This is a genomic window from Streptomyces sp. NPDC005898 (assembly GCF_040629635.1).
GTDB lineage: Bacteria > Actinomycetota > Actinomycetes > Streptomycetales > Streptomycetaceae > Streptomyces.
The window spans coordinates 1-24244 of record NZ_JBEXWC010000024.1; the positions used below are offsets into that span (position 1 = coordinate 1).

Genomic DNA, 24244 nt, shown 5'->3' on the forward strand with positions numbered 1-24244 from the left:
CAAGGACGAGCCGACCGAGGTCAACGACCGCGCCGACGCCGTAACCCTGTTCTGACCAGCAGTTTTTTATTTGCCCCTTTAGGCGCACTGTTCCATGTGAACGCGTGGGGCCTCCCGCACGCCACCCTCATGACCGGCGTCAACATGCTGATGCCGGACCGCTTCCTGCAGCCCGCACCGCTCGCCGAGATGATCGAGACGGTGCGGCCCACCCACGCCGCCGCCGTCCCCACCATCTGGCAGGGGCTGCTCGCCGAGCTGACCGCGAAGCCGCGCGACGTCAGCTCCCTCACGCAGGTCACCATCGGCGGCGCGGCCTGTCCGCCGTCCCTGATGAAGGCGTTCGACGCCCTCGGCATGCGCGTGTGCCACGCCTGGGGCATGACGGAGACGTCCCCGCTCGGCACGATCGCCCGGCCGCCGGCGCACGCGGTCGGCACCGACGAGGAGTTCGGCTACCGGCTGACGCAGGGCCGCTTCCCCGCCTCCGTCGAGGCCCGCCTGGTCGGCCCCGGGGGCGAACACCTGCCCTGGGACGGCGAGTCGGCCGGTGAACTGGAGGTGCGCGGTCCGTGGATCGCGGGCGCCTACTACGGCGGGGTGGGCGGCGAGAGCCACCGGCCCGCGGACAAGTTCAGCGAGGACGGCTGGCTGAAGACCGGTGACGTCGGCGTGATCAGCTCCGACGGCTTCCTGACCCTCACCGACCGGGCGAAGGACGTCATCAAGTCGGGCGGCGAGTGGATCTCCTCGGTCGAGCTGGAGAACGCGCTGATGGCCCACCCCGACGTCGCCGAGGCCGCGGTGGTGGCCGTGCCCGACGAGAAGTGGGGCGAACGCCCGCTCGCCACCGTCGTCTTGAAGGAGGGCGCCACCGCCGACTACGCGGGCCTGCGCGCCTTCCTCGCGGACAGCGTCGCCAAATGGCAGCTCCCCGAGCGCTGGGCGGTCATCCCCGCCGTCCCGAAGACCAGCGTCGGCAAGTTCGACAAGAAGGTCCTGCGCAGGCAGTACGCCGCCGGGGAACTGGACGTCACACGGCTCTGACGCCCCGGGTCCCGCGCGCCAGGGGCCCCGGGGCGCGCCACCGACCGACGTGCGTCGCCTGCGCGGCGTACGTCAGTTGGTGCCGATCTTCGCCAGCAGGTCCACGATGCGGCTCTGCACCTCGGTGCTCGTGGAGCGCTCCGCGAGGAAGAGCACCGTCTCGCCGGCCGCGAGGCGCGGCAGCTCCGTCTTGTCGACGGCGGCGGTGTAGACGACGAGCGGAGTGCGGTTCAGCTGCCCGTTCGCGCGCAGCCAGTCGATGATCCCGGCCCTGCGGCGGCGCACCTGGAGCAGGTCCATCACCACGAGGTTGGGACGCATCCGCGCCGCGAGCGCCACGGCGTCCGCGTCGCTCGCGGCCCGCCCGACCTGCATGCCCCGCCGCTCCAGCGTGGCGGTCAGGGCCAGCGCGATCTCCTCGTGCTCCTCGATGAGCAGGACCCGCGGCGGGTGCTGCTCGCTGTCGCGCGGCGCGAGGGCCTTCAGGAGTACGGCGGGGTCGGCGCCGTACGCCGCCTCGCGCGTCGCCTGTCCGAGTCCCGCCGTGACCAGCACGGGCACCTCGGCGGCCACCGCGGCCTGGCGCAGCGACTGCAACGCCGTGCGCGTGATCGGCCCGGTCAGCGGATCGACGAACAGCGCGGCGGGGAACGCCGCGATCTGGGCGTCGACCTCCTCGCGCGAGTGGACGATCACCGGACGGTATCCGCGGTCGCTGAGCGCCTGCTGCGTGGTGACGTCGGGCGCGGGCCACACCAGGAGGCGGCGCGGGTTGTCCAGCGGCTCGGGCGGCAGTTCGTCGTCCATCGGCCGGGGCTGGGGCCGGTTCGCGACCTCGACCGCGCCGCCGGGGCCGTCCAGCGGCTCCGGACCCTCGTCCGCGTTCCGGTCCGGAGCGCCTATCGCGTACGAGCGTCCGGCGCCCTCCGTCGGCGGGGCGAGCCGGGACTGGGGGTGCCCGGGGGGCGGGGTGTGCGGCTGCGGGTGCGGCCGGGCAGCGTTCTCGGGGCGGTCCTCGCCCGCCGGCTCCGGGGGCGTGGCCAGCCGGCGCCGACGCCCGGAGCCGCCGAGGGTCTGCGACTGCGACGGGGCGGCGGGGCCTTCTTGGGCGGCCAGGGGGCCCGGCGCCTGCGGCATGGCACCTGCGGCGGCCTGATCCGGCTGCGGCGGCTGGGGGTTGCCCGTCGGACGGCCCTGCTGCTGCTCGGGGAGCTGCCGGCCGAACGGCACGCCCTGTCCGAGCGTCCGCACGCTGAAGGCACGCCCCTGCGTCGAGTTGGGGTCGCCGGGTGCGGCCTCGGCGGGCAGCGGCTGGGCCGCCCTCGGCTGCGCGCCGTGCTCGGGCGGCAGCGCGGTGTCCGTGGGGGGTGTCCCAGCGCCCTGGGCGGGGGTGCCGGGGGAGGGCGCGTTGCCCTGCGCGGGCACGCCGGTGGGCGGCGTCGTGCCGTCGGGCCAGGGCTGCGGCGCGGGCAGCGGCCCCGACTCGGCGGCCCGGCGACCGCGCTGGGCGCCGGGGGCGGCGGGGGTGCCGTGGGCGGGCGTGCCGGGGGTGCCCGGAGCGGGGCGGGGCGGGGCGGCCGGGGCCTGCGGTGCCTGCGGGGTCTGTGGTGTTTGGGGTGTCTGTGGTGTTTGGGGTGTCTGGGGTGTTTGCGGGGCCGCCGCGCCGGTGGGGGCCGCGAGGCCCTCCGCAGTCGGCGGCTGCGGGGCGACCGGCCGGCGGGAGCGGCGGCCCGCCGGGGCCTGGAGGGGGTGCGGCTGCGCCGGGGTCTGGTCCTCGCCCGCGCCGACGGGCGCCGCACCGGGCGTGGCGCCGGGCGCGACGGGTGCCTGCGGGGCCGTGCCGTGAGCGGGAGTGCCGTGCGCGAAAGTGCCCTGCGCGGGAGTGCCTTGCGGAACCCGGCCGTGCTGGGCTGCTCCGTGCGGGGCCGCTACGTGCGGAGCCGCACCTCGCGCGTCCGTGCCGTGCGCGGGAGTGCTGTGCGGAAGGGGGCCCTGCGGAACGGGGCCGCCGTGCGGGGCAGGGCTCTGCGGTACGGGGCCGCCGTGCGGGGCAGAACCCTGCGGAACGGGGCCGCCATGAGGTGCCGGACCCTGCGGAGCCGTGCCGCCGTGCTGCCCGGTGCCCGGGACACCCGGAGGAGCCGGAGCAGCCGGGTGCGTCGGTCCCACGGCGCCGCCCGCATCGACGTGGCCCTGAGGCGCGCCCTGGGCCCCGGACGCCTGGCGCGCGGGAGCCTGATTCACCACGGCGTGGCCGACGCCACCGCGCCCCTGAGACTGCCCCGGAACCTGCCCCTGGCCCGGAACGGGGACCCGCCCTGGGCCCTGACCCTGTCCCGGAACGGGAACCTGCCCCTGCCCCGGAACGGGAACCTGCCCCTGTCCCGGAACGGGAACCTGACCCTGCCCCTGACCCGGAACCGAAACCTGTCCCGGAACCGGGGCCGGAACCTGCCCCTCGCCCAGACCCGTGCCCGGGCGGAGCCCGATGAGGTCCTGGTCCACCACACCCTGGGCCGCGGCGACCGCGCCCTGGTTCAGCACGGCGTGGCCCAACGGGCTCACCGCCTCGTGAGCGGCGCGCACCTGCGCGGCATGCTCCTGCACGGCGTGTGCCTGAACGGCATGCTCCTGCACGGCGTGCACCTGCGCGGCATGCTCCTGGGCGGCACTCTCCGCGCCGGAGGGGACGCGATCGGCCGCGGCCGGAGGCAGCGCGAAGACACGCCCGCTGGTCGTCTCCTCGGCGGCGGCCCGCTCCTTGGCGGCGGCCAGCGCGCGACGAGCCCGCCGCCCCGTGGGCCGCGCGGCCTCACCGGGACCGGACTCCACGGCGGCGAGTTCCGCGCCGGGGGCGGCGCCGTACGTCTCGGACGGACCCGAGGCCAGCGCGGGCAGCGCGTGCTGCTCCCCCGCCCGCCGTGCCCGGCGCCCCGTCCCGGCCGCCGGGACCGGAACGCCCTGCGGCGGGACGGTCTGCCCCAACGCCGCCGACCCGGCCGCGTGTTCGGCCGCCGTCATCACGGAGCCCTCGGCGGCACTCGGCCGCCCGCGCCGCCGCCCCGTACCGCCCGAAGGTCCCGCGTCGCCGTCGCGGCCCTCGGGGGCGGAACCCTCGGCAGAACCGGCAGCGGAACCCGAGGCAGGCCCGGGAGCAGGGGCGGAGGCAGCGTCAGAAGTCAGGTCGGAGGCCGCCCCCGGGACAGGAGCCGGACCGGCGGCCGCCTCCGCCGCACGCCGTCCCCTGCGCCGCCCCGTACCGGACGTCGCGGCGGGCATCCCGCTCTCCGTACCGCCGGATCCACCGGAGCCGTCGGTGACCTCGGCGGCACCGGGGGCCGCCGGAACCGGAACACCGCTCTCCAGGAACGAGTCCACCGAGGGACGCCGAGCCCGCCGGCGCCCGCCCCCGGCGCCGGGCGCCGCCTGCTGGGGCACCGCGACCGCCCCGGAACCGGCCCTCTCCGTAGGGCTCGCCCCGGAACCGGCGCTCTCCGTGGAGCCGCCGCTGACCGGTACTTCGAGGACGTACGCGCTGCCGCTCGTGCCCGGCACCTCGTGCGTCTGGAGTACGCCTCCGTGGGCGCGCACGATGCCGCGCACGATCGGCTCGTGCACCGGGTCCCCGCCGGCGTAGGGTCCCCGCACCTCGATGCGGACGACCTCGCCGCGCTGGGCGGCGGCCACCACGATGGTCGAGTCGACGTAACCGCCCGCCGTGACGGCACCGACGTCCGCGCGCGTGTTGCCCGTCGCGTCGATGCCCGCCACGTCCGCGACGAGGTGGGCCAGCGCCGTGGCGAGCCGCTCGGCGTCGACCACGATCTCCATCGGCGGCGCGTGCACGGCGAACTGCGCCCGCCCCGGCCCGATCAGCTCGACCGCGCCCTCCACGCCGGCGGCGACGACCGCGTCGAGCATGGCCGTCGTCAGGGAGAGCCGCTCCTCGCCCGCGTCCAGCCGCTGGAAGCCGAGGACGTTGTCGACGAGCGTCGTCATCCGCGCGTACCCGGCGGACAGGTGGTGCAGGACCTGGTTGGCCTCGGGCCACAGCTGGCCCGCGTCGTCCGAGGCGAGCGCGGCGAGTTCGCGGCGCAGCTCGTCCAAGGGGCCGCGCAGGGAGGAGCCGAGGACGGAGAGCAGCTGCTCGTGCCGGGCGGACAGCGCCTCGTACCGCGCCGTCTCGCGCTCGGCCAGTGCCTCGTACCGCGCCGTCTCCCGCTCGGCCAGCTCCTCGAAGCGGTCCTTCTCGCGCTCGGCGAGCGAGGCGTACCGCTCCTTCTCGGCGGCGAGTTCCTCGGCCCGCTGCTCCTCGGCGGCCTTGATCTCCTCGGCGCGCCGCTCCTGCGCCGCCTTGATCTCCTCGGCGTGCCGTTCGGTGAGCGCGCGCAGTTCCTCCGCGTGCCGGCTGAGGGCGGCCTCGTGCTTCTCGGCCAGCTCGTCGTAGGGCCTGCGGTCGGTGAACGTCATCACCGCGCCGACCAGTTGGTCCCCGTCGCGCACCGGTGACGTCGTCAGGTCGACCGGGACCTTGGCGCCGCTCTTGGACCACAGGACCTGCCCGCGCACGCGGTGCTTGCGGCCGGAGCGGAGGGTGTCGGCGAGCGGGGACTCCTCGTAGGGGAAGGGTTCGCCGTCGGCGCGCGAGTGCAGGACCAGCGGATGCAGTTCCCGCCCGCCGAGGTCGCTCGCCCGGAAGCCCAGTATCTGGGCGGCGGCCGGATTGACGAGGACGACCCGGCCGTCGGTGTCCGTGCCGACGACGCCCTCGGCGGCGGCCCGCAGGATCATCTCCGTCTGCCGCTGGGAGCGCGCGAGTTCGGCCTCGGTGTCCACGGTGCCCGAAAGGTCCCGTACGACGAGCATGAGCAGTTCGTCGCCCGTGTACCCGTGGGCGTCGTACGCGTGCCTGCCGTCCTCCAGCGGGGAGCTGGTCACCTCGACGGGGAACTCGGTGCCGTCCGTGCGCCGGGCGGTCATCCGGGTGGGCTTGGTGCGCCCGCGCTCGTCGATGGTGTCCGGGCGCCGCATGGATCCGGGGATGAGCCGGGAGTCGAACTCCGGGAGCAGATCGAGCAGACCGCGTCCCACGAGGGCGGTGCCCGGCGTCTCGAAGGCCTCCAGCGCGATGGCGTTGGCGTTCACGACGGTGCCGTTGGCGTTGACGAGCACCAGGGCGTCCGGGAGCGCGTCGAGTATGGCTGCGAGGCGAGCAGCGCCTCGGGATGGCCTGCTGCTCACGACGACGCTTCCTCCCTGGTTACCGCTGCTTGCCGACCCGCTCAGGCCATCTTGCCCCTCGGCCCGTGGCGTGTCACGGGAGGGAGTCTACGGGGCGCGGTCGCCGGCGCGGCGCCGGATGAGAGGGAGGTCGCACGCAGACCTTGTGAGTTTTCGGTACCGCCCAGGTCACGGGAGGACGCGTCGCTCCCCCTCTTCTCATGTCCTCGCTCCCCTTGTTCCCGCGCGGTGGGGCGGCGTTCGTCCTCGCGCGGCGGGGGTGTTCAGGAGGTGCGGGGCAGCACGGGGGCCATGCGGTCCCAGCGCGAGATCTCGCAGCCGTCGGCACGGGAGTACGTCGCGTCGACGGGGCGGCCCTGCCACGTGCCCTTGATGTGCGCGGTGGCGGGACCGCCGTACTGCATGGTGCACATCGCGTCGGGCGCCACCGGCGCGAACGGGTCGGTGCCGTAGACGGTGACCTCGTCCAGCCGGGCGCACGCCTGGGCGGCGGCCGGATGCGTGCCGCCCGTGGGGTGGCACTTCAGTTCGTACGTTCCCTCGCCGTCGCCCCCCGAGTCGGAGACGGTGATCGTCAGCCGGTCCACCGGCGTCTCGGCGTGGTCGGTGGCGTGCGCGGTGACGGGCGTGACGGAGAGCGCGGCGGCGGAGGCGGCGGCGGTGAGAACGAGGCGGCGCAGCATGAGGGCTCCACGGGTTCGTCGGTCGGCGGTACGGCGGGCCGAGGGGTCGGTCCACCGCCTTTAACGCCGCTCGCCGCCTTACGTTGCGGGGTGGCGCCGCCGGGCCGCCGGGCCGGGCGGCGGCTTTGCCCTGCGGGCCGCGCGGCTAGTACCGTGGAGGACGCGATTGGTGACACGCCGCCTGGCTGTGTCATCATCTGCACGCACCCCCGCGCTCGCGCAGGACGTGCAAGCTGGAGGCGTCGCCTAGTCCGGTCTATGGCGCCGCACTGCTAATGCGGTTTGGGCCTTAAAGCCCATCGAGGGTTCAAATCCCTCCGCCTCCGCGCTGTGAACCCGAAGCCCCGGTCGTCCGCGACCGGGGCTTCGGTCGTTTCCGACGGGACTTCGATCGTTTCCGGACGCGGCCCGGCCGCGTCCGGACGGCCCACGGCGGGCCGGCCCCGGCGCCCGGAAGGCTGTTTCCCCAGCTCAGAGGCGGTTTGGGAAACGGATTTCGCCTCACGGCGCAGGTCATGTAATGTTGTTCTCGCAACGCCGACGGGGCAGAAAAAACCCCGGAAGCACAAGCACTCGTAGCTTAACGGATAGAGCATCTGACTACGGATCAGAAGGTTGCAGGTTCGAATCCTGCCGAGTGCACAGCAGGCCAGAGGCCCCGACGGGAAACCGTCGGGGCCTCTGGTCGTTTCTGCGTGGTCGGGACCGAGGAGTACGGCGATGGAGTGGCGTTGCGCGGGGCTCGGGTGGTCGGGGGGCGGGCCCGTGCTGCGGTGGGCGGGTGGGCGGAGCAGTGCGCTCGCGTACGGGCGGGCCATCGGGTTCCGGGCCGTGGGGGAGCGGTGGTGCGTGGGGGCGCGGGGGAATCCATGTCCTGTGCGGGCCGTCGTGCCGGCGCGGGCCACGCAGGCGCGGTGCCCCGAGTGCGCGCGGCTCGACCGGGCGTTCTCCGTGGCGGCGGATGGGGTGCCGGACGATCCGCGCACGTACCGGGTGTATCTCGCGTGGTTCGGGCCCGGGCTGGTCAAGGTCGGGATCACCGCGCAGGAGCGGGGCGCGGTGCGGCTCCTCGAACAGGGGGCCGTGGCGTTCTGCTGGCTGGGGCGCGGCCCGTTGATGGCGGCCCGCCGCACGGAGGAGTTGCTGCGGTCCGCGCTCGGGGTGCCGGACCGGGTGCCGTACGCGCGTAAACGGGAGGTCCGGGGGGCGCTGCCCGGGTGGGCCGAACGGGTGGGGGAGTTGGCGGGGCTGTACGAGCGGGCCGCCGCGCTCGCGGGGTGGGCCGAGACGTTGGAGCGGGTGGCGTTCGAGGCCGTCGATCACGCGGAGGCCTTCGGGCTCGGGGCGCCGGGGAGCGGGGCCGCCGAGGGCGTCGTGGGGGAGGTGGCCGACGGCGGGATCGTCGCCGGGCGGCTGGTCGCGGCGGCCGGGCCCGATCTGCATCTGGAGGTCGCGGGCGGGGGCGTACTCGTCCTCGACACGCGGGTGCTCGTGGGGTGGCAGCTGACGGGGGCCGACGCGGGGGCGTCCGTGACGGTGCCGGTCCAGCCGCTGGGCGGCCGGGGGCCGGGGCCGACGGACGGCACCGCCGAGCAGGAGGGGCTCTTCTGAGACGCCTCGCCTCGCTGTTTCGCGCCGCGCCGCGCCTCGCCGGGTCGTGTCGTGTGTCGCCATGCCTCGCTGTGCCGGGCCGAGCGCCCGTGCCGTTTCTCAGGTGATTCACAGGTTCGCGCAAGAGTGCTCTCAGGGGCGTGGCCCACCCTCGGGGCATGACCACGACCTCGCCCCAGGCGCGCACCGAACTGCTCCGGCCGGACGGGAGCCCCGTCCGCGTACTCGTGGTGGACGACGAGGCGTCTCTCACCGAGCTGATGTCCATGGCCCTGCGCTACGAGGGCTGGCAGATCCGCAGCGCGGCGGACGGCGCCGGCGCGGTGCGGGCCGCGCGCGCGTTCCGGCCCGACGCCGTGGTGCTGGACATGATGCTGCCCGACATGGACGGCCTCTCCCTGCTCGGCAGGCTGCGCCGGGAACTGCCGGACGTGCCGGTGCTGTTCCTCACCGCGAAGGACGCGGTGGAGGACCGCATCGCCGGGCTCACCGCCGGCGGCGACGACTACGTCACCAAGCCCTTCAGCCTGGAGGAGGTGGTGGCGCGGCTGCGCGGGCTCATCCGGCGGGCCGGGGCCGCGGACAAGCGCGGCGCGTCCGTGCTCGCGGTGGGGGACCTCACCCTGGACGAGGACAGCCACGAGGTGACGCGCGGCGGGGAGTCCATCCATCTGACCGCCACCGAGTTCGAGCTGCTGCGCTATCTCATGCGCAATCCGCGGCGCGTGCTGAGCAAGGCGCAGATCCTCGACCGCGTGTGGAACTACGACTTCGGCGGCCAGGCCAACGTCGTCGAGCTCTACATCTCGTATCTCCGCAGGAAGATCGACGCCGGGCGGGAGCCGATGATCCATACGCGGCGCGGGGCCGGGTACCTGATCAAACCGGCCGCGTCCGCCCCCGCCCCCGCGACCCCGGTGTCGACCGCGCCCACGAGGCCCGCGCCCTCGCCCCTGCCTTCGTGAGAGGCGGGCCCTGGCGCCGGCGGCCCCGGGCGCGCACGCTGCGCACCCGGCTCGTCCTCTCCGCCGTCGCGCTCATCGCCGTCGTCTGCGCGGTGATCGGGACCGTCACCACCATCGCCCTGCGCTCCCACCTGTACGAGCAGCTGGACGGCGCGCTCGGCGCGGTCGCGAAGCGGGCGGCCGGGCCGCCGGGCGGGCCCGGGGCCGAGCGGCCCGCGGGGTTCGGCGGCGGGCCGCGGAGCGATCCGCTGGAGTTCGTCACGCGCGGCCCGCAGGAGATCGGCACCATCGGCGCCGAGGTGGCCGGCGGTTCGGTGGGACGCGCCCTGGTCAGTACCGAGGCGGACAGCGCCGGCGACAGTACGCTGCCGGTCGCGACGGGCCTGGACGCGGGCCAGAAGGAGGCGCTCGCCGCCGTGCCCCGGGACCAGCGACCGCACTCCGTCGACGTCCCGGGCCTCGGCGAGTACCGCGTGACGTACACGACTGGGGGCAACGGCTCCTTCCTGGTCGGCATCCCCACCGCCAAGGTGCGCACCACCCTGAACACCCTGGTCGTCGTCGAGGTCAGCGTCACCGCGGCGGGCCTGGCCGCCGCCTCGCTCGCCGGCGCCGCCCTGGTCGGCGTCGCGCTGCGCCCGTTGCGCCGCATCGCGGGCACCGCGACCCGGGTCGCCCAACTCCCTCTCCACAGCGGCGAGGTGGCCCTCCACGAACGTGTCCCCGACGCCGACCCGCACACCGAGGTGGGCCAGGTGGGCGCCGCGCTCAACCGCCTGCTGGACCACGTGCACTCCGCGCTCGACGCCCGCCAGCGCAGCGAGACACGCGTACGGCAGTTCGTCGCGGACGCCGGCCACGAGCTGCGGACACCGCTCGCCTCCATCCGCGGGTACGCCGAACTGACGCGCCGGGGGCCGGAGTCCACCGGGCCCGACACGCGGCACGCGCTCGGCCGCATCGAGTCCGAGGCCGAGCGGATGACCGGGCTCGTCGAGGACCTGCTGCTCCTCGCGCGGCTCGACGCCGAGCAGCAGGAGAGCGCGGGGCTCGCGGGCGGCGGGGGCGTGCGCCCGCTGTCGTGCCGCACCGGCGACCTGGCGGCGCTCGTCGTCGACGCCGTCGGTGACGCCCGTGCCGCCGGGCCCGGCCACCACTGGCGCCTCGAACTGCCCGGCCCCGAGGCACCCGCCCTGGTCCGCGCCGACACCGACCGGCTCCACCAGGTCGTCGTCAACCTCCTGGCCAACGCCCGCGTCCACACCCCGCCCGGTACGACGGTCACCGCCCGGGTGCGCCGGGAGGGGCCGCGCGTGCGCCTGGAGGTCCAGGACGACGGGCCCGGCATCCCGCCCACCCTCGTGCCCCGCGTCTTCGAACGCTTCTCCCGGGGCGACGCCTCGCGCTCGCGCCGGGCGGGCTCGACGGGCCTCGGCCTGGCCCTCGTACGCGCCCTCGTGAACGCGCACGGCGGTGAGGTCGGCGTGGAGAGCGCGCCGGGGCGCACGGTGTTCACCGTCTCCCTGCCCGCCGCACCCGCACCGGAGGCGGTCTCCGCGCCGGCTTCCCCGCCGGTCACCCGCTCGGCCTCCCCGCCGGTCACACGCTCGGTCGCCCCGCCGGCCTGATCGTCGGCCCCCGGCCGCCTCACCCGGCCGCCTCACCCGCCCGTCTCACAGTCGGGCCACAGCCTCGCCACACAGCCCTGACAGGACGGCTCGCGAGGGTCGTCCGTATGCGAACCGACTCTCTCCCGGGGGCCCTGCCGGCGCGGGAGCACCTTCCCGCCGGCCTGCGCGACACGCCGGTCCTGGACGTCGTGATCCCCGTCCACAACGAGGAGAAGGACCTGCGGCGGTGCGTGCTGCGGCTGCGCGAGCACCTCGTCCGCACCTTCCCCTACCCCTTCCGCGTCACCATCGCCGACAACGCCTCCACGGACGCCACCCCGCGCATCGCCGCCGAACTGAGCGCCGAGGTGCGCCAGGTGCGGCACGTCCGGCTCGAGCGCAAGGGGCGCGGCCGGGCGCTGCGCGCCGTCTGGTCCGCCTCCGACGCGCCGGTCCTCGCGTACATGGACGTGGACCTCTCCACCGACCTCAACGCGCTGCTGCCGCTGGTCGCCCCGCTGATCTCCGGTCACTCGGACCTGGCGATCGGCTCGCGGCTCGCGGGCGGTTCGCGGGTGGTGCGCGGGCCCAAGCGGGAGTTCATCTCCCGGGCGTACAACCTCATCCTGCGCGGCTCCCTGCACGCCCGCTTCTCCGACGCCCAGTGCGGGTTCAAGGCGATCCGCGGCGAGGTGGCCCGGGTGCTGCTGCCGCTGGTGGAGGACACCGGGTGGTTCTTCGACACCGAGCTGCTGGTGCTGGCCGAGCGGGCCGGGCTGCGCATCCACGAGGTGCCGGTCGACTGGGTCGACGATCCCCGCTCGACCGTGCGCCTGGTGCGGACGGCCGTGGACGACCTCAAGGGGGTGTGGCGGGTCGGCCGGGCGCTCGCGGTCGGCGCGCTGCCGCTCGACCGGCTCGCGCGCCCCTTCGGGGACGACCCCCGGGACCGGCGGCTGAGCGGCGTGCCCGGCGGCCTCGCCCGTCAGCTGGTCGGTTTCTGCGTGGTCGGCGCGCTGTCGACCCTCTTCTACCTGCTGCTCTACAGCGGCTTCCGTACGTTCACGGGGGCGCAGGCCGCCAACGCGCTCGCCCTGCTGGTGTCGGCGGTCGCCAACACGGCGGCGAACCGGAGGCTCACCTTCGGGGTGCGCGGCCGGGCGCGGGCGGTCCGCCACCAGGCGCAGGGCCTCGTCGTGCTCGGCATCGGCCTCGCCCTGACCAGCGGCTCCCTGGCGGCGCTCGGCGCGGCCACGGGCGACCCGGCGCACTCCACGGAACTGGCGGTCCTGATCGCGGCGAACCTCGCGGCGACCGTCCTGCGGTTCCTCCTGCTGCGCGCCTGGGTGTTCCCGGCCTCGTACGACACCCACACCGCCGCCCCCAGGGACGACATGAACCCCGCCTCCGCGGACGAATCGAGGAACGGCCGATGAGCGCGACCACGCCCCTGTCCACGACCACGGCTACCGGCGTGCGGCCGTCCCGCCGGGCCGCGCTGTGGCGGGGGCGGCCCGACGATCCCCGCTGGGCGCGTCCGGCGCTGCTCGCTCTGCTGCTCGCGACGGCACTCCTCTACCTCTGGAACCTCAGCGCGTCCGGCTACGCCAACTCCTTCTACTCCGCCGCCGTCCAGGCCGGCAGCCAGAGCGGGAAGGCCCTCTTCTTCGGCTCGCTCGACGCGGGCAACGCCATCACCGTCGACAAGCCCCCGGCCGCGCTGTGGCCGATGGCGCTCTCCGTGCGCCTCTTCGGCCTCGGCCCGTGGGCCGTCCTGGTGCCGCAGGTCCTGATGGGGGTCGCGACGGTCGGCGTGCTGTACGCGGCCGTGCGGCGGCGGTTCGGTCCGGCGGCCGGGCTGATCGCGGGCGCGGTGCTCGCGCTGACGCCGGTCGCCGCGCTGATGTTCCGCTTCAACAACCCGGACGCGCTGCTCGCCCTGCTCATGACCGTCACGGTGTACTGCGTCCTGCGCGCGCTGGCGCGGGGACGTACGAAGTGGCTGGTGTGGGCGGGTGTCGCGGTGGGCCTCGGCTTCCTGACGAAGACGCTCCAGGCGTTCGTGATCCTGCCGCCGCTTGCCCTCGTGTACGCGGTGTGCGCGCCGGTGCGGCTGCGCAGGCGCCTCGGACAACTCGCCCTGGCGGCGCTGGCGGTGGTCGTCACGGGCGGCTGGTGGGTCGCCGTCGTCGAGCTGTGGCCGGCGGACTCGCGGCCCTACATCGGCGGCTCGCAGCACAACTCCTTCCTGGAACTGACCTTCGGCTACAACGGCCTCGGCCGGCTCAACGGCGAGGAGACCGGCAGCGTCGGCGGCGGCGGGGGCAGCGGCCGGTGGGGCGAGACCGGCATCGGTCGGATGTTCGCCACCGAGACCGGCGGGCAGATCGCGTGGCTGCTGCCCGCCGCGCTCGTCCTGCTCGTGGCGGGGCTCGTCCTCACGCGGGGGGCGCGCCGCACGGACACCGCGCGGGCCGCGTTCGCCGTGTGGGGCGGCGCGCTGCTCGTGACCGCCGGGGTCTTCAGCTTCATGGCCGGGATCTTCCACCAGTACTACACGGTGGCGCTCGCGCCGTACCTCGCGGCGCTCGTCGGCATGGGGGCGACGGTCCTGTGGGAGGAGCGGGGCTCATGGTGGGCGCGCGGGGTGCTCGGCGCGACGGTCGCCGGGACCGCCGGCTGGGCGTACGTCCTGCTGGGCCGGACCCCGGAGTACGTGCCGTGGCTGCGGTGGGCGGTGTCGGCGGCCGGGATCGCCGGGGCGGTGGGTCTGCTGTGCGCCGCACGGCTCGACCGCCGGCTCACCCTCGCAACGTCGGGCCTCGCCCTCGCGGCGTCCCTGGCGGGCCCGGTCGCGTACACGCTGTCCACCGTGGGCCGCGCGCACACGGGCTCGATCGTGACGGCGGGCCCGGCATCGGCGGGCCGGGGCGGTCCGGGCGGCGGGCCCGGCGGAGGCCGGGGCGGCGAGGGCCTCGCGGGCGGCGCGATGCCCCGGCCGGGACAGGTCGGGAACGGCCCGGGGGGTGACGGCAAGGCCGGCCGGGGTGCCCTGCGCCACCCCGACGGCGGGGCGCAGGCCCCCGGAGGGGTGGGCGGTGGCGCCGCGCCGGGACAGACCGGCCCGCCGACCGGCTTTCCCGGAGCGGGAGCCGGAGCCGGAGCCGGGGCCGCTTTCGGCGCGGGCCGGGGCGGTGGCGGGGCCGGTGCCATGGGCGGTCTGCTGAACGGCGCCCACGTCTCCGCCCGGGCGAAGAAGCTCCTGGCAGTGGACGCGGACGCCTACACCTGGGTCGCCGCGGCCGTCGGCTCCCAGAACGCGGCCGGCCACCAACTGGCCACGGGCGACCCGGTGATGGCGATCGGCGGATTCAACGGCAGCGACCCGTCCCCGACCCTCGCGCGGTTCAAGCGGTACGTGGCGGACGGCGAGATCCACTACTTCATCGCAAGCGGCACGGGCGGCACAGGCGGTACGGGCGGCACAGGCGGTACGGGCGGCACCGGCCGCACGGGAGGCCCCGGCGGCGCCGGCACCTCCGCCGCGATCACCTCGTGGGTCAAGGCGACCTTCACGAAGGTGACGGCGGGCGACGCGACCTTCTACGACCTGACGCGGCCGAGGAAATAGCGCCGGGCGCGGCAGGTCCCGCCTATTGCCTTGTACGACGTATGGGAACTGCTCTACGGTGTACGGGAACGACGTCCCGTACACCGTAGAGCCCACCCAGGAGCCCCGCATGACGGCGACGACCGCCGAGTCCTCGGCCGCCCCACCCCGGCACCCGCAGCGCTGGCTGATCCTCGGCGTCGTCTGCCTCGCCCAGCTGGTGGTGCTGCTCGACAACACCGTCCTGAGCGTCGCGATCCCCTCCCTCACCCGGGAGCTGGACGCGTCCACCTCCGACATCCAGTGGATGATCAACGCGTACTCGCTCGTGCAGTCCGGGCTGCTGCTCACCGCGGGCAGCTCCGCCGACCGCTACGGCCGCAAGAAGTTGCTCCTGGCGGGCCTCGCGCTCTTCGGCGCCGGCTCCTTCGTCGCCGCCTTCGCGCAGTCCTCCGGGCAGCTCATCGCCGCCCGCGCGGGCATGGGCGTCGGCGGTGCGCTCCTGATGACCACCACGCTCGCGGTCGTCGTACAGATATTCGACGACACCGAGCGCGTCAAGGCGATCGGCGTCTGGTCGACCATCAGCTCCCTCGGCTTCGCGGTCGGACCGCTGCTCGGCGGCTTCATGCTGAACCACTTCTGGTGGGGCTCGATCTTCCTGATCAACGTCCCCGTGGCGGTGCTCGGCCTGCTCGCGGTCGCCAAGATGGTGCCCGAGTCCAAGAACCCCCGGGGCGACCGGCCCGACCTGCTCGGCGCGCTGCTGTCGACGATCGGCATGGCCTCGGTGGTCTACGCGATCATCTCCGGGCCCGAGCACGGCTGGACGTCGTCGCACGTGCTGGTCGCCGCGGCCGTCGGCGTGCTGGTCCTCGGCGCGTTCGTGCTCTGGGAGCTGCGCATCCCGTACCCGATGCTGGACATGCACTTCTTCCAGAACCAGCGGTTCATCGGCGCGGTGGCGGGCTCGGTCCTCGTCGCGTTCGGGCTCAGCGGATCGCTCTTCCTCCTCACCCAGCACCTCCAGTTCGTCCTCGGGTACGAGCCGTTGGAGGCGGGCGTGCGGACGGCGCCGCTCGCGGTGACCATCGTGGCCCTGAACCTGTCCGGCCTCGGCGCGAAACTGCACACCAAGCTGGGCACGCCCACCACGATCCTGGCCGGCATGAGCGCCATCGCCGCCGGTCTCCTGGCGATAGCGCTGCTCGGCGGCGACAACTACGGAGGCATGCTGGCCGGGCTCATCCTCATGGGCGCGGGCATCGGCTTCGCCATGCCCGCCATGGCCAACGCCATCATGAGCGCCATCCCGCTGGAGAAGGCGGGCGTGGGCGCGGGCGTCAACGGCACGCTCGCGGAGTTCGGCAACGGCCTCGGCGTCGCCGTCCTCGGCGCGGTCCTCAACTCCCGTTTCGCCTCGCTGGTGGCGGTCTCCGCGGCGTCCTTCCCCGCGGCGATGGCGGCGGCGAAGTCGGCGGGCGAGCGGGAGCGGATCGCCGACGCGTTCGCCTCGGGGCTGGAGACGAGCCAGCTGGTGGGCGCCGCCGCGGTGTTCCTCGGCGGGGTCGTGGCCGCCGCGTTGCTGCGCAGGGTGGAGCGGGCGGACTCGCGGGGGACGGCGTCGGCATAGCATCGGGGGGAGGGGCGGACCACTGGGTTCCGGTTCGTGCCCTCCCCGGCCCCGCCCCCGGAGAACACCGGTCCGGGCCACAGATTCCAGGACCCGACGAGGAAGGTGCGCCATGGCCAAGGCTGCCGCCCGCACGAAGAACCCGGCGCGGACGAGTGTCTGGCTGCAGGGCAAGGCCGCTCGCGGCGGCGCCCGCAAGGGCGACCAGCCCAGCGGCCTGGACCGGGAGCGCGTCACCGAGGCCTCGGTCCGGCTCCTGGACGCGGAGGGCCTCGCCAAGTTCTCCATGCGCAGGCTCGCCGCGGAGCTGAACGTCACGGCGATGTCCGTCTACTGGTACGTGGACACCAAGGACGACCTCCTGGAGCTCGCCCTCGACGCGGTCTGCGGCGAGATGCGGCTGCCCCAATGGGAGACGCCCGAGGGGCCCGAGACGCCCGAGGGGCCCCAGGGGCCCGAGGGGAAGGCATCCGCAGCGGCGGCGACCGGGGAGGCCTGGCGCGACCATCTGCGCGCCCTGGCCCACGAGTACCGCTCGCTGCTGATCCGCCACCCCTGGATCTCGCCGCTGGTCGGCCGGTACCTCAACATCGGCCCGAACTGGCTTGCGTTCGCCGTCGCGATCCAGCAGACGGTACGGCGCACCGGGCTCCCCGCGCACACGCAGAACGGCGCGATCTCGGCGGTCTTCCAGTTCGTGTACGGCTTCGGGACCATCGAGGGCCACTACATGGCGCGGTGCGCGGAGGCCGGGATGACGCAGGAGGAGTACTACCGGGAGTCGGTCGGCACGGTCGAGGACGAACTGTCCGCGCCCGGGGTGCCCGACAGCGCCAAGGAGCTGCTGGCGGCGCGGGACGGGACCACGGTCGAGGAGATGTGGGAACGGGACTTCACCATCGCCCTCGACCTGATGATCGCGGGCATCGAGGCGCTCCTCACCCGCCCGGCGCCGCCGGGTTAGCCGGCCGGGCGCCGCGCGGAAGGAGCCGCCCGGCGCCGGACCGGTGACGTCCGCTCAGCCCGGCAGTGACTCCCCCTGCACGGCCTGGATGTCCAGCTCCACCCGCAGGGTCGTGCCGATCGCCGAGATCCCCGCCTGCACCACCTGGTTGTAGTTCATGGCGAAGTCCTCGCGCCGCAGCTCGGTCGTGGCGCGGAAGGCCGCGCGGGTCCCGCCCCAGGGGTCGGCGCCGGTGCCGAGGTAGCTCAGCTCCAGGTCGACGGGGCGTACGACGCCGTGCATCCCCAGCTCGCCGTGGACCGTCCAGCGGTCGGTGCCCGCGGGCGTCAGGCCGCTCGACCGGTAGGTGATCTCCGGGTACTGCTCGACGTCCAGGAAGTCCGGCGACTTCAGGTGCCCGTCGCGCATGCCGTTGCCCGTGTCGATCGACGCCGACCGGATGACCGCCTCGACCCGCGACTTCTCGACGTCCTCGGCGATCTCCACCCGCCCGCCGAACTCCAGGAACCGCCCGTGCACGCTGGTGATCCCCAGGTGCTGGGCGACGGCGCCCACGGTGGAGTGCGCGGGGTCGATGGTCCACGGCCCCGGCGGCGGCAGCTCGGTGCCGCCCTGGCGGGCCAGGACGACGTTGCCGACCTCGGCCCGGCCGCTGGCCGTGACGAGCGCGGTGGAGGCGACGGGCGCGTAGCCGACCGCGGTGACGATGACGGTGTACGGCCCGGCCGCGAGCACCGACGCGTCCCGCACGACGCCTTCCTGGTCCGCGGCGGCGCGCAGCACCTGCGTACCGGTCATGTCCGTCACCGTGACGACGGCGTGGGGCACGGCCCACCCGTCACGCGTGCGGATCCGAGCGTTGAGTCCCATCCCGTTTTACTCCTTGCCAAGCCTCGGAAGCGCGCAAGAGAAGCGCGTGAAAAGCGTCGGCCGGTGGCCGCGCCCCGTCAGGGTGCGCGGCCACCGGCCGGGGTCGTCACTCGCCGGGGTGGGCGAGTTCGATGTCGTGGCCGTCGACGCCGTCGCCGGTCACCGTCAGACCGGTGGCCACCGGCGGGTAGCCGGTCGCGATCACCGTGTACTCGCCGCTGTCCAGGTCGGTGAAGGCGTACGCCCCGTCGGCCCCGGTGGTCGCGGTGGCGACGACGTTGCCGGCGGCGTCCACCAGCGTGACGCGGGCGTCGTTCAGGGCCGAGCCGCCCGCGCGGACGGTGCCGAGCACCTGCGCGCCGGAGTTCAGCTCGACCTCGACCCGGGTGACCCCGGCGCCGCCGACCTCGACCGGCAGGGCGACGGGCCGGTGGCCGGCCGCGTTGACCGCGATGGTCACGGTGCCGGGGACCAGCTCGGCGAAGGTGAACTCGCCCTGCTCACCGGAGAGCCCGGTGGCCAGGACGTCGCCGCGCACGTCGGTCACGATGACCATCGCGCCGCCGACGGGCAGCTTGCTGTCGGCGTCCCGCACCAGACCGCTCAGCCCGCTGGTGCCGCTGAGCAGGATGTCGTACGCCAGGGCGTCCTCGCCCACCACGACGGTGGAGGCCTGCGGCTGGAAGCCGTCGGCGGAGGCGATGAGCACGTACGAACCGGCGCCGGGGGCGTCCAGGGCGTAGGCCCCGTCCCCCTGGGCGACCGCGCGGCCCAGCTGGCGTCCCGCGAGGGAGATCAGCGTGACGGCGGCCTGCGGGACGGGCGCGCCCTCGGCACCGCGGACGTGGCCGTGGACCGGGATGCCGTCGGTGACCGGCGGCAGACCACCGGAGGCGGCCTCGGCGGCGGACGCCGACGCGGCGAGGCGCTGGGTGCCCTCGGGGCCGGTCTCGGTGCGCGAGGCGACGGAGGCGAGGACGGCCTCGTCGGCGGCGGGGGCGCCGGCGACGGCCGGGGCGGCGGCGGTGGCCGGAGCGGTGGCGTCGGCCGTCTCACCGGCGGCCTGCGCGAGACCGCCCGAGGTCCGCAGCGGGACCTCCTTGATGAACAGCGTGATCAGGAAGGCGATCAGCGCCATCGGCGCGGCGATCAGGAAGACGTCGGCGATGCCGTGCCCGTACGCGCTCTCCATCACCGTGCGGAACGGCTCGGGGATCTTGTCCAGGTCGGGGATGCCGCCGCCACCGGTGCCGCCGTGGCCGAACTGCGCGGCGGCCTTCGGGCCGAGGTCGGTGATGCCGTCCTTGACGTAGTCGGTGATGCGCGTGGCCATGATGGCGCCGAGCGCCGAGACACCCATCGCACCGCCCAGGGAGCGGAAGAACGTGACGGTGGAGCTGGCGGCGCCCAGGTCCTCGGGGGCGACCTGGTTCTGCGTGCACAGGACCAGGTTCTGCATCATCATGCCGATGCCGAGACCCATCAGGGCCATGAAGATCGCGATGTGCCAGTACTCGGTGTCGTAGCGGATGGTGCCCAGCAGACCGAGGCCCGCCGTCACCAGCACGCCACCGCTGACCAGCCACGCCTTCCACTTGCCGGTCTTGGTGATGACCTGGCCCGAGACGGTCGAGGAGACGAACAGGCCGCCGATCATCGGGATCGTCATGACACCGGACATCGTCGGGGACTCGCCCCGCGCCAGCTGGAAGTACTGGCTGAAGAAGACCGTGCCCGCGAACATCGCGACACCCACGAAGAGCGAGGCGAGCGAGGCGAGCGTGATGGTGTGGTTGCGGAAGAGCCGCAGCGGGATGATCGGCTCGCTGGCCTTCGACTCGACGAGTACGAAGAGCAGGCCGAGGACGATCGAGCCGCCGACCATGGCGCCGGTCTGCCAGGACATCCAGTCGTACTTGTCACCGGCGAAGGTGACCCAGACGAGCAGCAGGCAGACGGCGGCGCTGATGAAGAAGGCGCCGGCCCAGTCGACCTTCACGTCGCGCTTGACGACGGGGAGCTTCAGGGTCTTCTGCAGGACGATCAGCGCGATGATCGCGAAGGGCACGCCGACGTAGAAGCACCAGCGCCAGCCGAGCCACGAGGTGTCGGTGATGACACCGCCGAGCAGCGGTCCGCCGACGGTGGCGACGGCGAAGGTGGCGCCGAGGTAGCCGGAGTAACGCCCGCGCTCACGCGGGGAGATCATCGCGGCCATGACGATCTGGGCGAGGGCGGACAGGCCGCCCACGCCGACGCCCTGCACGACGCGGCAGGCGATCAGCATCCCGGCGCTCTGCGAGAGACCGGCGACGACCGAACCGCCGACGTAGATGATCAGGGCTATCTGGACCAGGGCCTTCTTGCTGAAGAGGTCCGAGAGCTTGCCCCACAGCGGGGTGGTCGCCGTCATCGCGAGCAGCGAGGCGGTGACGACCCAGGTGTAGGCGGACTGGCCGCCGCCGAGGTCGCCGATGATTTCGGGCAGGGCGTTGGAGACGATCGTCGACGACAGGATCGCCACGAACATGCCGAGCAGCAGACCCGACAGCGCTTCCATGATCTGCCGGTGCGTCATCGGAGCGTTCTCGCCGGGGTGACCGTGGTGCGCTCCGTGCTTGGCATGGCTGCCCCGCACACCGGCTGGTGTGGTTGTTGCCATGGACTTCCTCTTCTTACGCGGGTGTACGGGTGGTCTCGGGTCGGGCCGCCGCGGCGCGGCAGTCCCCGAAGCTGTCGCGCAGGCGCGCGAGCAGTGTGCTGAGCCGGACGACCTCTTCGTCGGTCCAGTCGTGCAAGTAGTGGGTGAGCGTCCGGATGGAGAGGTCGGACAGCTCCTCGACCTTGGCCTTGCCCTCGGGCGTCAGGCGCAGGATCCGGGAGCGCTTGTCGGCGGGATCGGGATCACGGACGATCCACTCCTTCTCCACCACATGGGCGACGTGCCGGCTGGTCACCGACATGTCGACGGCGAGCAGCTCGGCCAGCCTGCTCATCCGCATCGCGCCGTGGCGCTCCAGCAGGACGAGTACGGCGGCGGAGCCGGCCGGGCAGTCCGGGGGCAGGGCCCGTCCGAGACCGCGTTTCACGGCGCCGATGGCGCTGAGCTGTCGGGCCAGCTCCTCGTACTGACGCTGCGCGGCCACGGCACCTCCGTTTTTGTTGCTTAGGGCAACCATAGAAGCAGTTGGTTGCTGCAGGCAAACTAAAATCGGACCTACGCCCTAAAGAGTCGGCAAAGCTCCGGGGCGCCGCGCGTAAAGTCCCTGGGCGGGCAGGGGGTGGGCGGGGGTTGGGCGGGGGGCGAGGGATTCGCTAGTGTCCTGCTCCATGGCACACAACCCCCAGGGTCCCCAGGGCAACCCCGACCCCGCCGGCAGCACGCAGATGTTCCGCGCCTTCGTCGACGAGGCACCGCAGGGCGGCGGCGGTCGCCGGCAGGCGGCGCCTTCCTCCTCCGGCCCACGGGTCGGCCTGATCCTCGGCGTGGTCCTCGCGGTCGTGATCGTGGCGGCCGTGGCGTGGCTCGCGCTCAAGTAGTCAGGGACGCCGCGAAGTAGCGCCCCGTCAGGGGCGCGGGCAACTGCGCGCCCAGCCACCACGCACCCGCGCACAGCGAACGGGTCCCGGCGGTCCGGAGGTCTCCTCACCGAACCCGGCCGGGCCTGAACGGTGAGGGGCGTGAAACCGTCGAGGCAGAGGTGGCCTCCCCTCCGTGCCACCCTCCCCGCGAAGCGCAACGCGTACGTCAGTCCGAGATGAGCCCGTCCCGCAGCTGCGCCAGCGTGCGCGTGAGCAGCCGCGAGACGTGCATCTGGGAGATGCCGACCTCCTCGCCGATCTGTGACTGCGTCATGTTGGCGAAGAAGCGCAGCATGATGATGCGGCGCTCGCGCGGCGGCAGCTTGGCCAGGAGCGGCTTGAGGGACTCGCGGTACTCGACGCCCTCCAGGGCCGTGTCCTCGTACCCGAGCCGGTCCGCGAGGGAGCCCTCGCCGCCGTCGTCCTCGGGGGCCGGCGAGTCCAGCGAGGAGGCGGTGTAGGCGTTGCCCACCGCGAGGCCGTCGACCACGTCCTCCTCGGACACCCCGAGCGCGGCGGCGAGTTCGGGCACGGTGGGCGAGCGGTCCAGGCGCTGGGCCAGCTCGTCGCTGGTCTTCGTCAGCGCGAGGCGCAGCTCCTGGAGGCGGCGCGGGACGCGCACCGACCAACTGGTGTCGCGGAAGAAGCGCTTGATCTCACCGACGACCGTCGGCATCGCGAACGTCGGGAATTCCACGCCCCGTTCGCAGTCGAAGCGGTCGATCGCCTTGATCAGGCCGATGGTCCCGACCTGGACGATGTCCTCCATCGGTTCGTTGCGGCTGCGGAAGCGGGCGGCCGCGTAGCGCACGAGGGGGAGGTTGAGCTCGATGAGCGTGTCGCGCACGTAGACACGCTCGGGGCTGTCCTGGTCGAGCGCGGCGAGCCGCAGGAACAGGGAGCGGGACAGGGTCCTGGTGTCGATGGCTTCCGGGGCCGTGGAGCTCTGGAGAGCTTCGGGTGTGCTCGGAAGCGCGTCGGGCGCGGATTCGCTCGGGCTCTTGACGAGCGTGAGCGTGAGCACCTTCGAGCTGCCCTGGTCTGCGGACATGCCACCCCCTTGAGGTCGCGGACGGTCGCGGCGGGCGCTCCCGTCGAAGGAACGCAGCCTCCACCTGAATACCGGAGGTGGGGCTACGGCAAACGCGGTTCCAGCAGAATGTCACATGTCGGCAACGCGCTGTAGTTACTTGTCGACAAACAAGGGTGACATCCGTGCAGGAAAGAGGGGGTCTGAGGCTTTTGTGCGGGCGGTGGCGTCGGCAAGAGCCGGGACGGCACTCCACTCGATCCGGTTACGCCTCGATCCGATTTGCGGATCGGAGCCGGGCGAAGCTTCTGGCGAGCAATCGCGACACATGCATCTGGGATACGCCCAGTTCGGCGCTGATCTGTGACTGCGTCAGGTTGCTGTAGTAGCGGAGCAGCAGGATCCGCTGTTCGCGCTCGGGCAGTTGGACCAGGAGGTGGCGCACGAGATCGCGGTGCTCGACGCCGTCGAGCGCGGGGTCCTCGTAGCCGAGCCGGTCGAGCAGGCCGGGCAGCCCGTCGCCCTCCTGGGCGGCCTCGAGCGAGGTCGCGTGGTACGAGCGTCCCGCCTCGATGCACGCGAGTACTTCCTCCTCGGTGATGCGCAGCCGCTCGGCGATCTCGGCGGTGGTCGGGGAGCGCCCGAAGGCGGTGGTGAGGTCCTCGGTCGCCCCGGTCACCTGCACCCACAGCTCGTGCAGCCGCCGCGGTACGTGGACCGTGCGGACGTTGTCGCGGAAGTACCGCTTGATCTCGCCGACGACGGTCGGCATCGCGAAGGTCGGGAACTGCACCCCGCGGTCCGGGTCGAACCGGTCGATGGCGTTGATGAGCCCGATGGTCCCGACCTGGACGACGTCCTCCATCGGCTCGTTGCGGCTGCGGAAGCGGGCGGCCGCGTACCGCACGAGCGGCAGATTGGCCTCGATGAGCGCGCCGCGCACCCGGCCGTGCTCGGGGCTGCCCGGCTCCAGCTCCTTGAGCTGGCCGAAGAGGACCTGGGTGAGGGCCCGGGTGTCGGCGCCGCGGGTGCTGCCGGTGCTCGGGGTGGTCGCGGGGGGCGCGGTCGTGGCGGGCGGCGTCGTGAGGGAGGGGGCGCCGGGGGTGAGGGTGCCGGGGGAGGGGGTCGTGGTGGGCGGGGTCGGATTCGCGGGTGGAGCCTCAGGCGCAGTACTGGCCGGCACGGTCAACGCCACCCCTTCTCAGTCAAGCCCAATCAAATCCGGTCAAGCTCGATCGACCTCGGCCCTAGTGTCGATCGACCTCGGTCAACTCATCCGTCAAAAGCGGTCATAGCATCACAAGACATGTGCACTGTGTGCAAGCACCTGATCACTACGTGTTGAGGGCACGTTGGGCCCGGGGACGCCGAACGGCCCCGCACCGTCGTGGTGCGGGG

General features: G+C 73.8%; 14 protein-coding genes, 2 tRNA genes and 2 pseudogenes. 11 read left to right on the forward strand and 7 right to left on the reverse strand.

The window, feature by feature from the left end:
• Positions 1 to 90: 90 nt before the first annotated feature.
• Positions 91 to 1047, forward strand: a pseudogene (locus ABZ385_RS26400) (AMP-binding protein); the annotation flags it as partial.
• Positions 1048 to 1119: 72 nt separating this feature from the next.
• Here ABZ385_RS26400 and ABZ385_RS26405 read toward each other — a convergent pair.
• Both ABZ385_RS26405 and ABZ385_RS26410 read right to left on the reverse strand, forming a co-directional pair.
• Positions 1120 to 6288 (reverse strand): PAS domain-containing protein, encoded by a 5169-nt coding sequence (locus ABZ385_RS26405; protein WP_358913541.1) that lies wholly within the window; start codon positions 6286 to 6288, stop codon positions 1120 to 1122.
• A gap of 263 nt (positions 6289 to 6551) precedes the next feature.
• Positions 6552 to 6971 carry an SSI family serine proteinase inhibitor gene (locus ABZ385_RS26410; protein WP_358589916.1) on the reverse strand — a complete coding sequence of 140 codons (420 nt, stop codon included), beginning with the start codon at positions 6969 to 6971 and terminating at the stop codon, positions 6552 to 6554.
• 235 nt (positions 6972 to 7206) lie between these two features.
• Between ABZ385_RS26410 and ABZ385_RS26415 the strand changes: the two genes are divergently transcribed.
• The 9 genes and pseudogenes from ABZ385_RS26415 (at position 7207) to ABZ385_RS26455 (ending at position 17364) form a co-directional block, all read left to right on the forward strand.
• Positions 7207 to 7297, forward strand: a tRNA-Ser gene (locus ABZ385_RS26415).
• 243 nt (positions 7298 to 7540) lie between these two features.
• Positions 7541 to 7613 (forward strand) — tRNA-Arg (locus ABZ385_RS26420).
• 78 nt (positions 7614 to 7691) lie between these two features.
• Positions 7692 to 8582, forward strand: coding sequence for a DUF2797 domain-containing protein (locus tag ABZ385_RS26425; protein WP_358913543.1), 891 nt, complete (start codon positions 7692 to 7694; stop codon positions 8580 to 8582).
• Between the two features lie 158 nt (positions 8583 to 8740).
• A pseudogene (locus tag ABZ385_RS26430) lies at positions 8741 to 9478 on the forward strand (response regulator transcription factor); the annotation flags it as partial.
• A gap of 65 nt (positions 9479 to 9543) precedes the next feature.
• Positions 9544 to 11175 (forward strand): HAMP domain-containing sensor histidine kinase, encoded by a 1632-nt coding sequence (locus tag ABZ385_RS26435; protein WP_358913544.1) that lies wholly within the window; start codon positions 9544 to 9546, stop codon positions 11173 to 11175.
• A 107-nt stretch (positions 11176 to 11282) separates the two neighbouring features.
• The gene (locus tag ABZ385_RS26440; RefSeq protein WP_358913545.1) at positions 11283 to 12593 is read left to right on the forward strand and encodes a bifunctional glycosyltransferase family 2/GtrA family protein; all 1311 of its coding nucleotides are present in this window, start codon (positions 11283 to 11285) and stop codon (positions 12591 to 12593) included.
• Positions 12590 to 14788, forward strand: a complete 2199-nt coding sequence (locus ABZ385_RS26445; RefSeq protein ID WP_358913546.1) for a glycosyltransferase family 39 protein — start codon at positions 12590 to 12592, stop codon at positions 14786 to 14788. Before ABZ385_RS26440 ends, ABZ385_RS26445 begins: the two co-directional genes overlap by 4 nt.
• A gap of 109 nt (positions 14789 to 14897) precedes the next feature.
• Complete coding sequence (locus ABZ385_RS26450; RefSeq protein ID WP_358913547.1) at positions 14898 to 16400, forward strand: DHA2 family efflux MFS transporter permease subunit; 1503 nt, start codon at positions 14898 to 14900, stop codon at positions 16398 to 16400.
• A 112-nt stretch (positions 16401 to 16512) separates the two neighbouring features.
• Positions 16513 to 17364 (forward strand): TetR/AcrR family transcriptional regulator, encoded by an 852-nt coding sequence (locus ABZ385_RS26455; protein WP_358913548.1) that lies wholly within the window; start codon positions 16513 to 16515, stop codon positions 17362 to 17364.
• A 54-nt stretch (positions 17365 to 17418) separates the two neighbouring features.
• Here ABZ385_RS26455 and ABZ385_RS26460 read toward each other — a convergent pair whose 3' ends face one another.
• The 3 genes from ABZ385_RS26460 to ABZ385_RS26470 form a co-directional block, all read right to left on the reverse strand.
• Complete coding sequence (locus ABZ385_RS26460; RefSeq protein ID WP_358913549.1) at positions 17419 to 18234, reverse strand: YceI family protein; 816 nt, start codon at positions 18232 to 18234, stop codon at positions 17419 to 17421.
• 106 nt (positions 18235 to 18340) lie between these two features.
• Positions 18341 to 20896, reverse strand: coding sequence for an MFS transporter (locus ABZ385_RS26465; RefSeq protein WP_358913550.1), 2556 nt, complete (start codon positions 20894 to 20896; stop codon positions 18341 to 18343).
• A 13-nt stretch (positions 20897 to 20909) separates the two neighbouring features.
• Positions 20910 to 21380: a MarR family transcriptional regulator gene (locus ABZ385_RS26470; protein WP_358582411.1), complete on the reverse strand. Its 471-nt coding sequence runs from the start codon at positions 21378 to 21380 to the stop codon at positions 20910 to 20912.
• 184 nt (positions 21381 to 21564) lie between these two features.
• Here ABZ385_RS26470 and ABZ385_RS26475 point away from each other — a divergent pair, with 184 nt between their 5' ends.
• Positions 21565 to 21774 (forward strand): hypothetical protein, encoded by a 210-nt coding sequence (locus ABZ385_RS26475; RefSeq protein ID WP_358582413.1) that lies wholly within the window; start codon positions 21565 to 21567, stop codon positions 21772 to 21774.
• A gap of 208 nt (positions 21775 to 21982) precedes the next feature.
• Here the strand turns inward: ABZ385_RS26475 and ABZ385_RS26480 are convergent, their stop codons facing one another.
• Both ABZ385_RS26480 and ABZ385_RS26485 read right to left on the reverse strand, forming a co-directional pair.
• Positions 21983 to 22867 (reverse strand): RNA polymerase sigma factor SigF, encoded by an 885-nt coding sequence (locus ABZ385_RS26480; RefSeq protein ID WP_358582415.1) that lies wholly within the window; start codon positions 22865 to 22867, stop codon positions 21983 to 21985.
• A 244-nt stretch (positions 22868 to 23111) separates the two neighbouring features.
• The gene (locus tag ABZ385_RS26485) at positions 23112 to 24041 is read right to left on the reverse strand and encodes an RNA polymerase sigma factor SigF (protein WP_358582417.1); all 930 of its coding nucleotides are present in this window, start codon (positions 24039 to 24041) and stop codon (positions 23112 to 23114) included.
• Between the last annotated feature and the right edge of the window lie 203 nt (positions 24042 to 24244).

Excerpts from the sequence above, each read along its gene's own strand:
- ABZ385_RS26460 (WP_358913549.1), bottom strand. The coding sequence starts at position 18,234 with ATGGGACTCAACGCTCGGATCCGCACGCGTGACGGGTGGGCCGTGCCC.
- ABZ385_RS26475 (WP_358582413.1), top strand. The coding sequence starts at position 21,565 with ATGGCACACAACCCCCAGGGTCCCCAGGGCAACCCCGACCCCGCCGGC.
- ABZ385_RS26445 (WP_358913546.1), top strand. The coding sequence starts at position 12,590 with ATGAGCGCGACCACGCCCCTGTCCACGACCACGGCTACCGGCGTGCGG.
- ABZ385_RS26440 (WP_358913545.1), top strand. The coding sequence starts at position 11,283 with ATGCGAACCGACTCTCTCCCGGGGGCCCTGCCGGCGCGGGAGCACCTT.
- ABZ385_RS26480 (WP_358582415.1), bottom strand. The coding sequence starts at position 22,867 with ATGTCCGCAGACCAGGGCAGCTCGAAGGTGCTCACGCTCACGCTCGTC.
- ABZ385_RS26425 (WP_358913543.1), top strand. The coding sequence starts at position 7,692 with ATGGAGTGGCGTTGCGCGGGGCTCGGGTGGTCGGGGGGCGGGCCCGTG.
- ABZ385_RS26450 (WP_358913547.1), top strand. The coding sequence starts at position 14,898 with ATGACGGCGACGACCGCCGAGTCCTCGGCCGCCCCACCCCGGCACCCG.
- ABZ385_RS26465 (WP_358913550.1), bottom strand. The coding sequence starts at position 20,896 with ATGGCAACAACCACACCAGCCGGTGTGCGGGGCAGCCATGCCAAGCAC.
- ABZ385_RS26455 (WP_358913548.1), top strand. The coding sequence starts at position 16,513 with ATGGCCAAGGCTGCCGCCCGCACGAAGAACCCGGCGCGGACGAGTGTC.
- ABZ385_RS26410 (WP_358589916.1), bottom strand. The coding sequence starts at position 6,971 with ATGCTGCGCCGCCTCGTTCTCACCGCCGCCGCCTCCGCCGCCGCGCTC.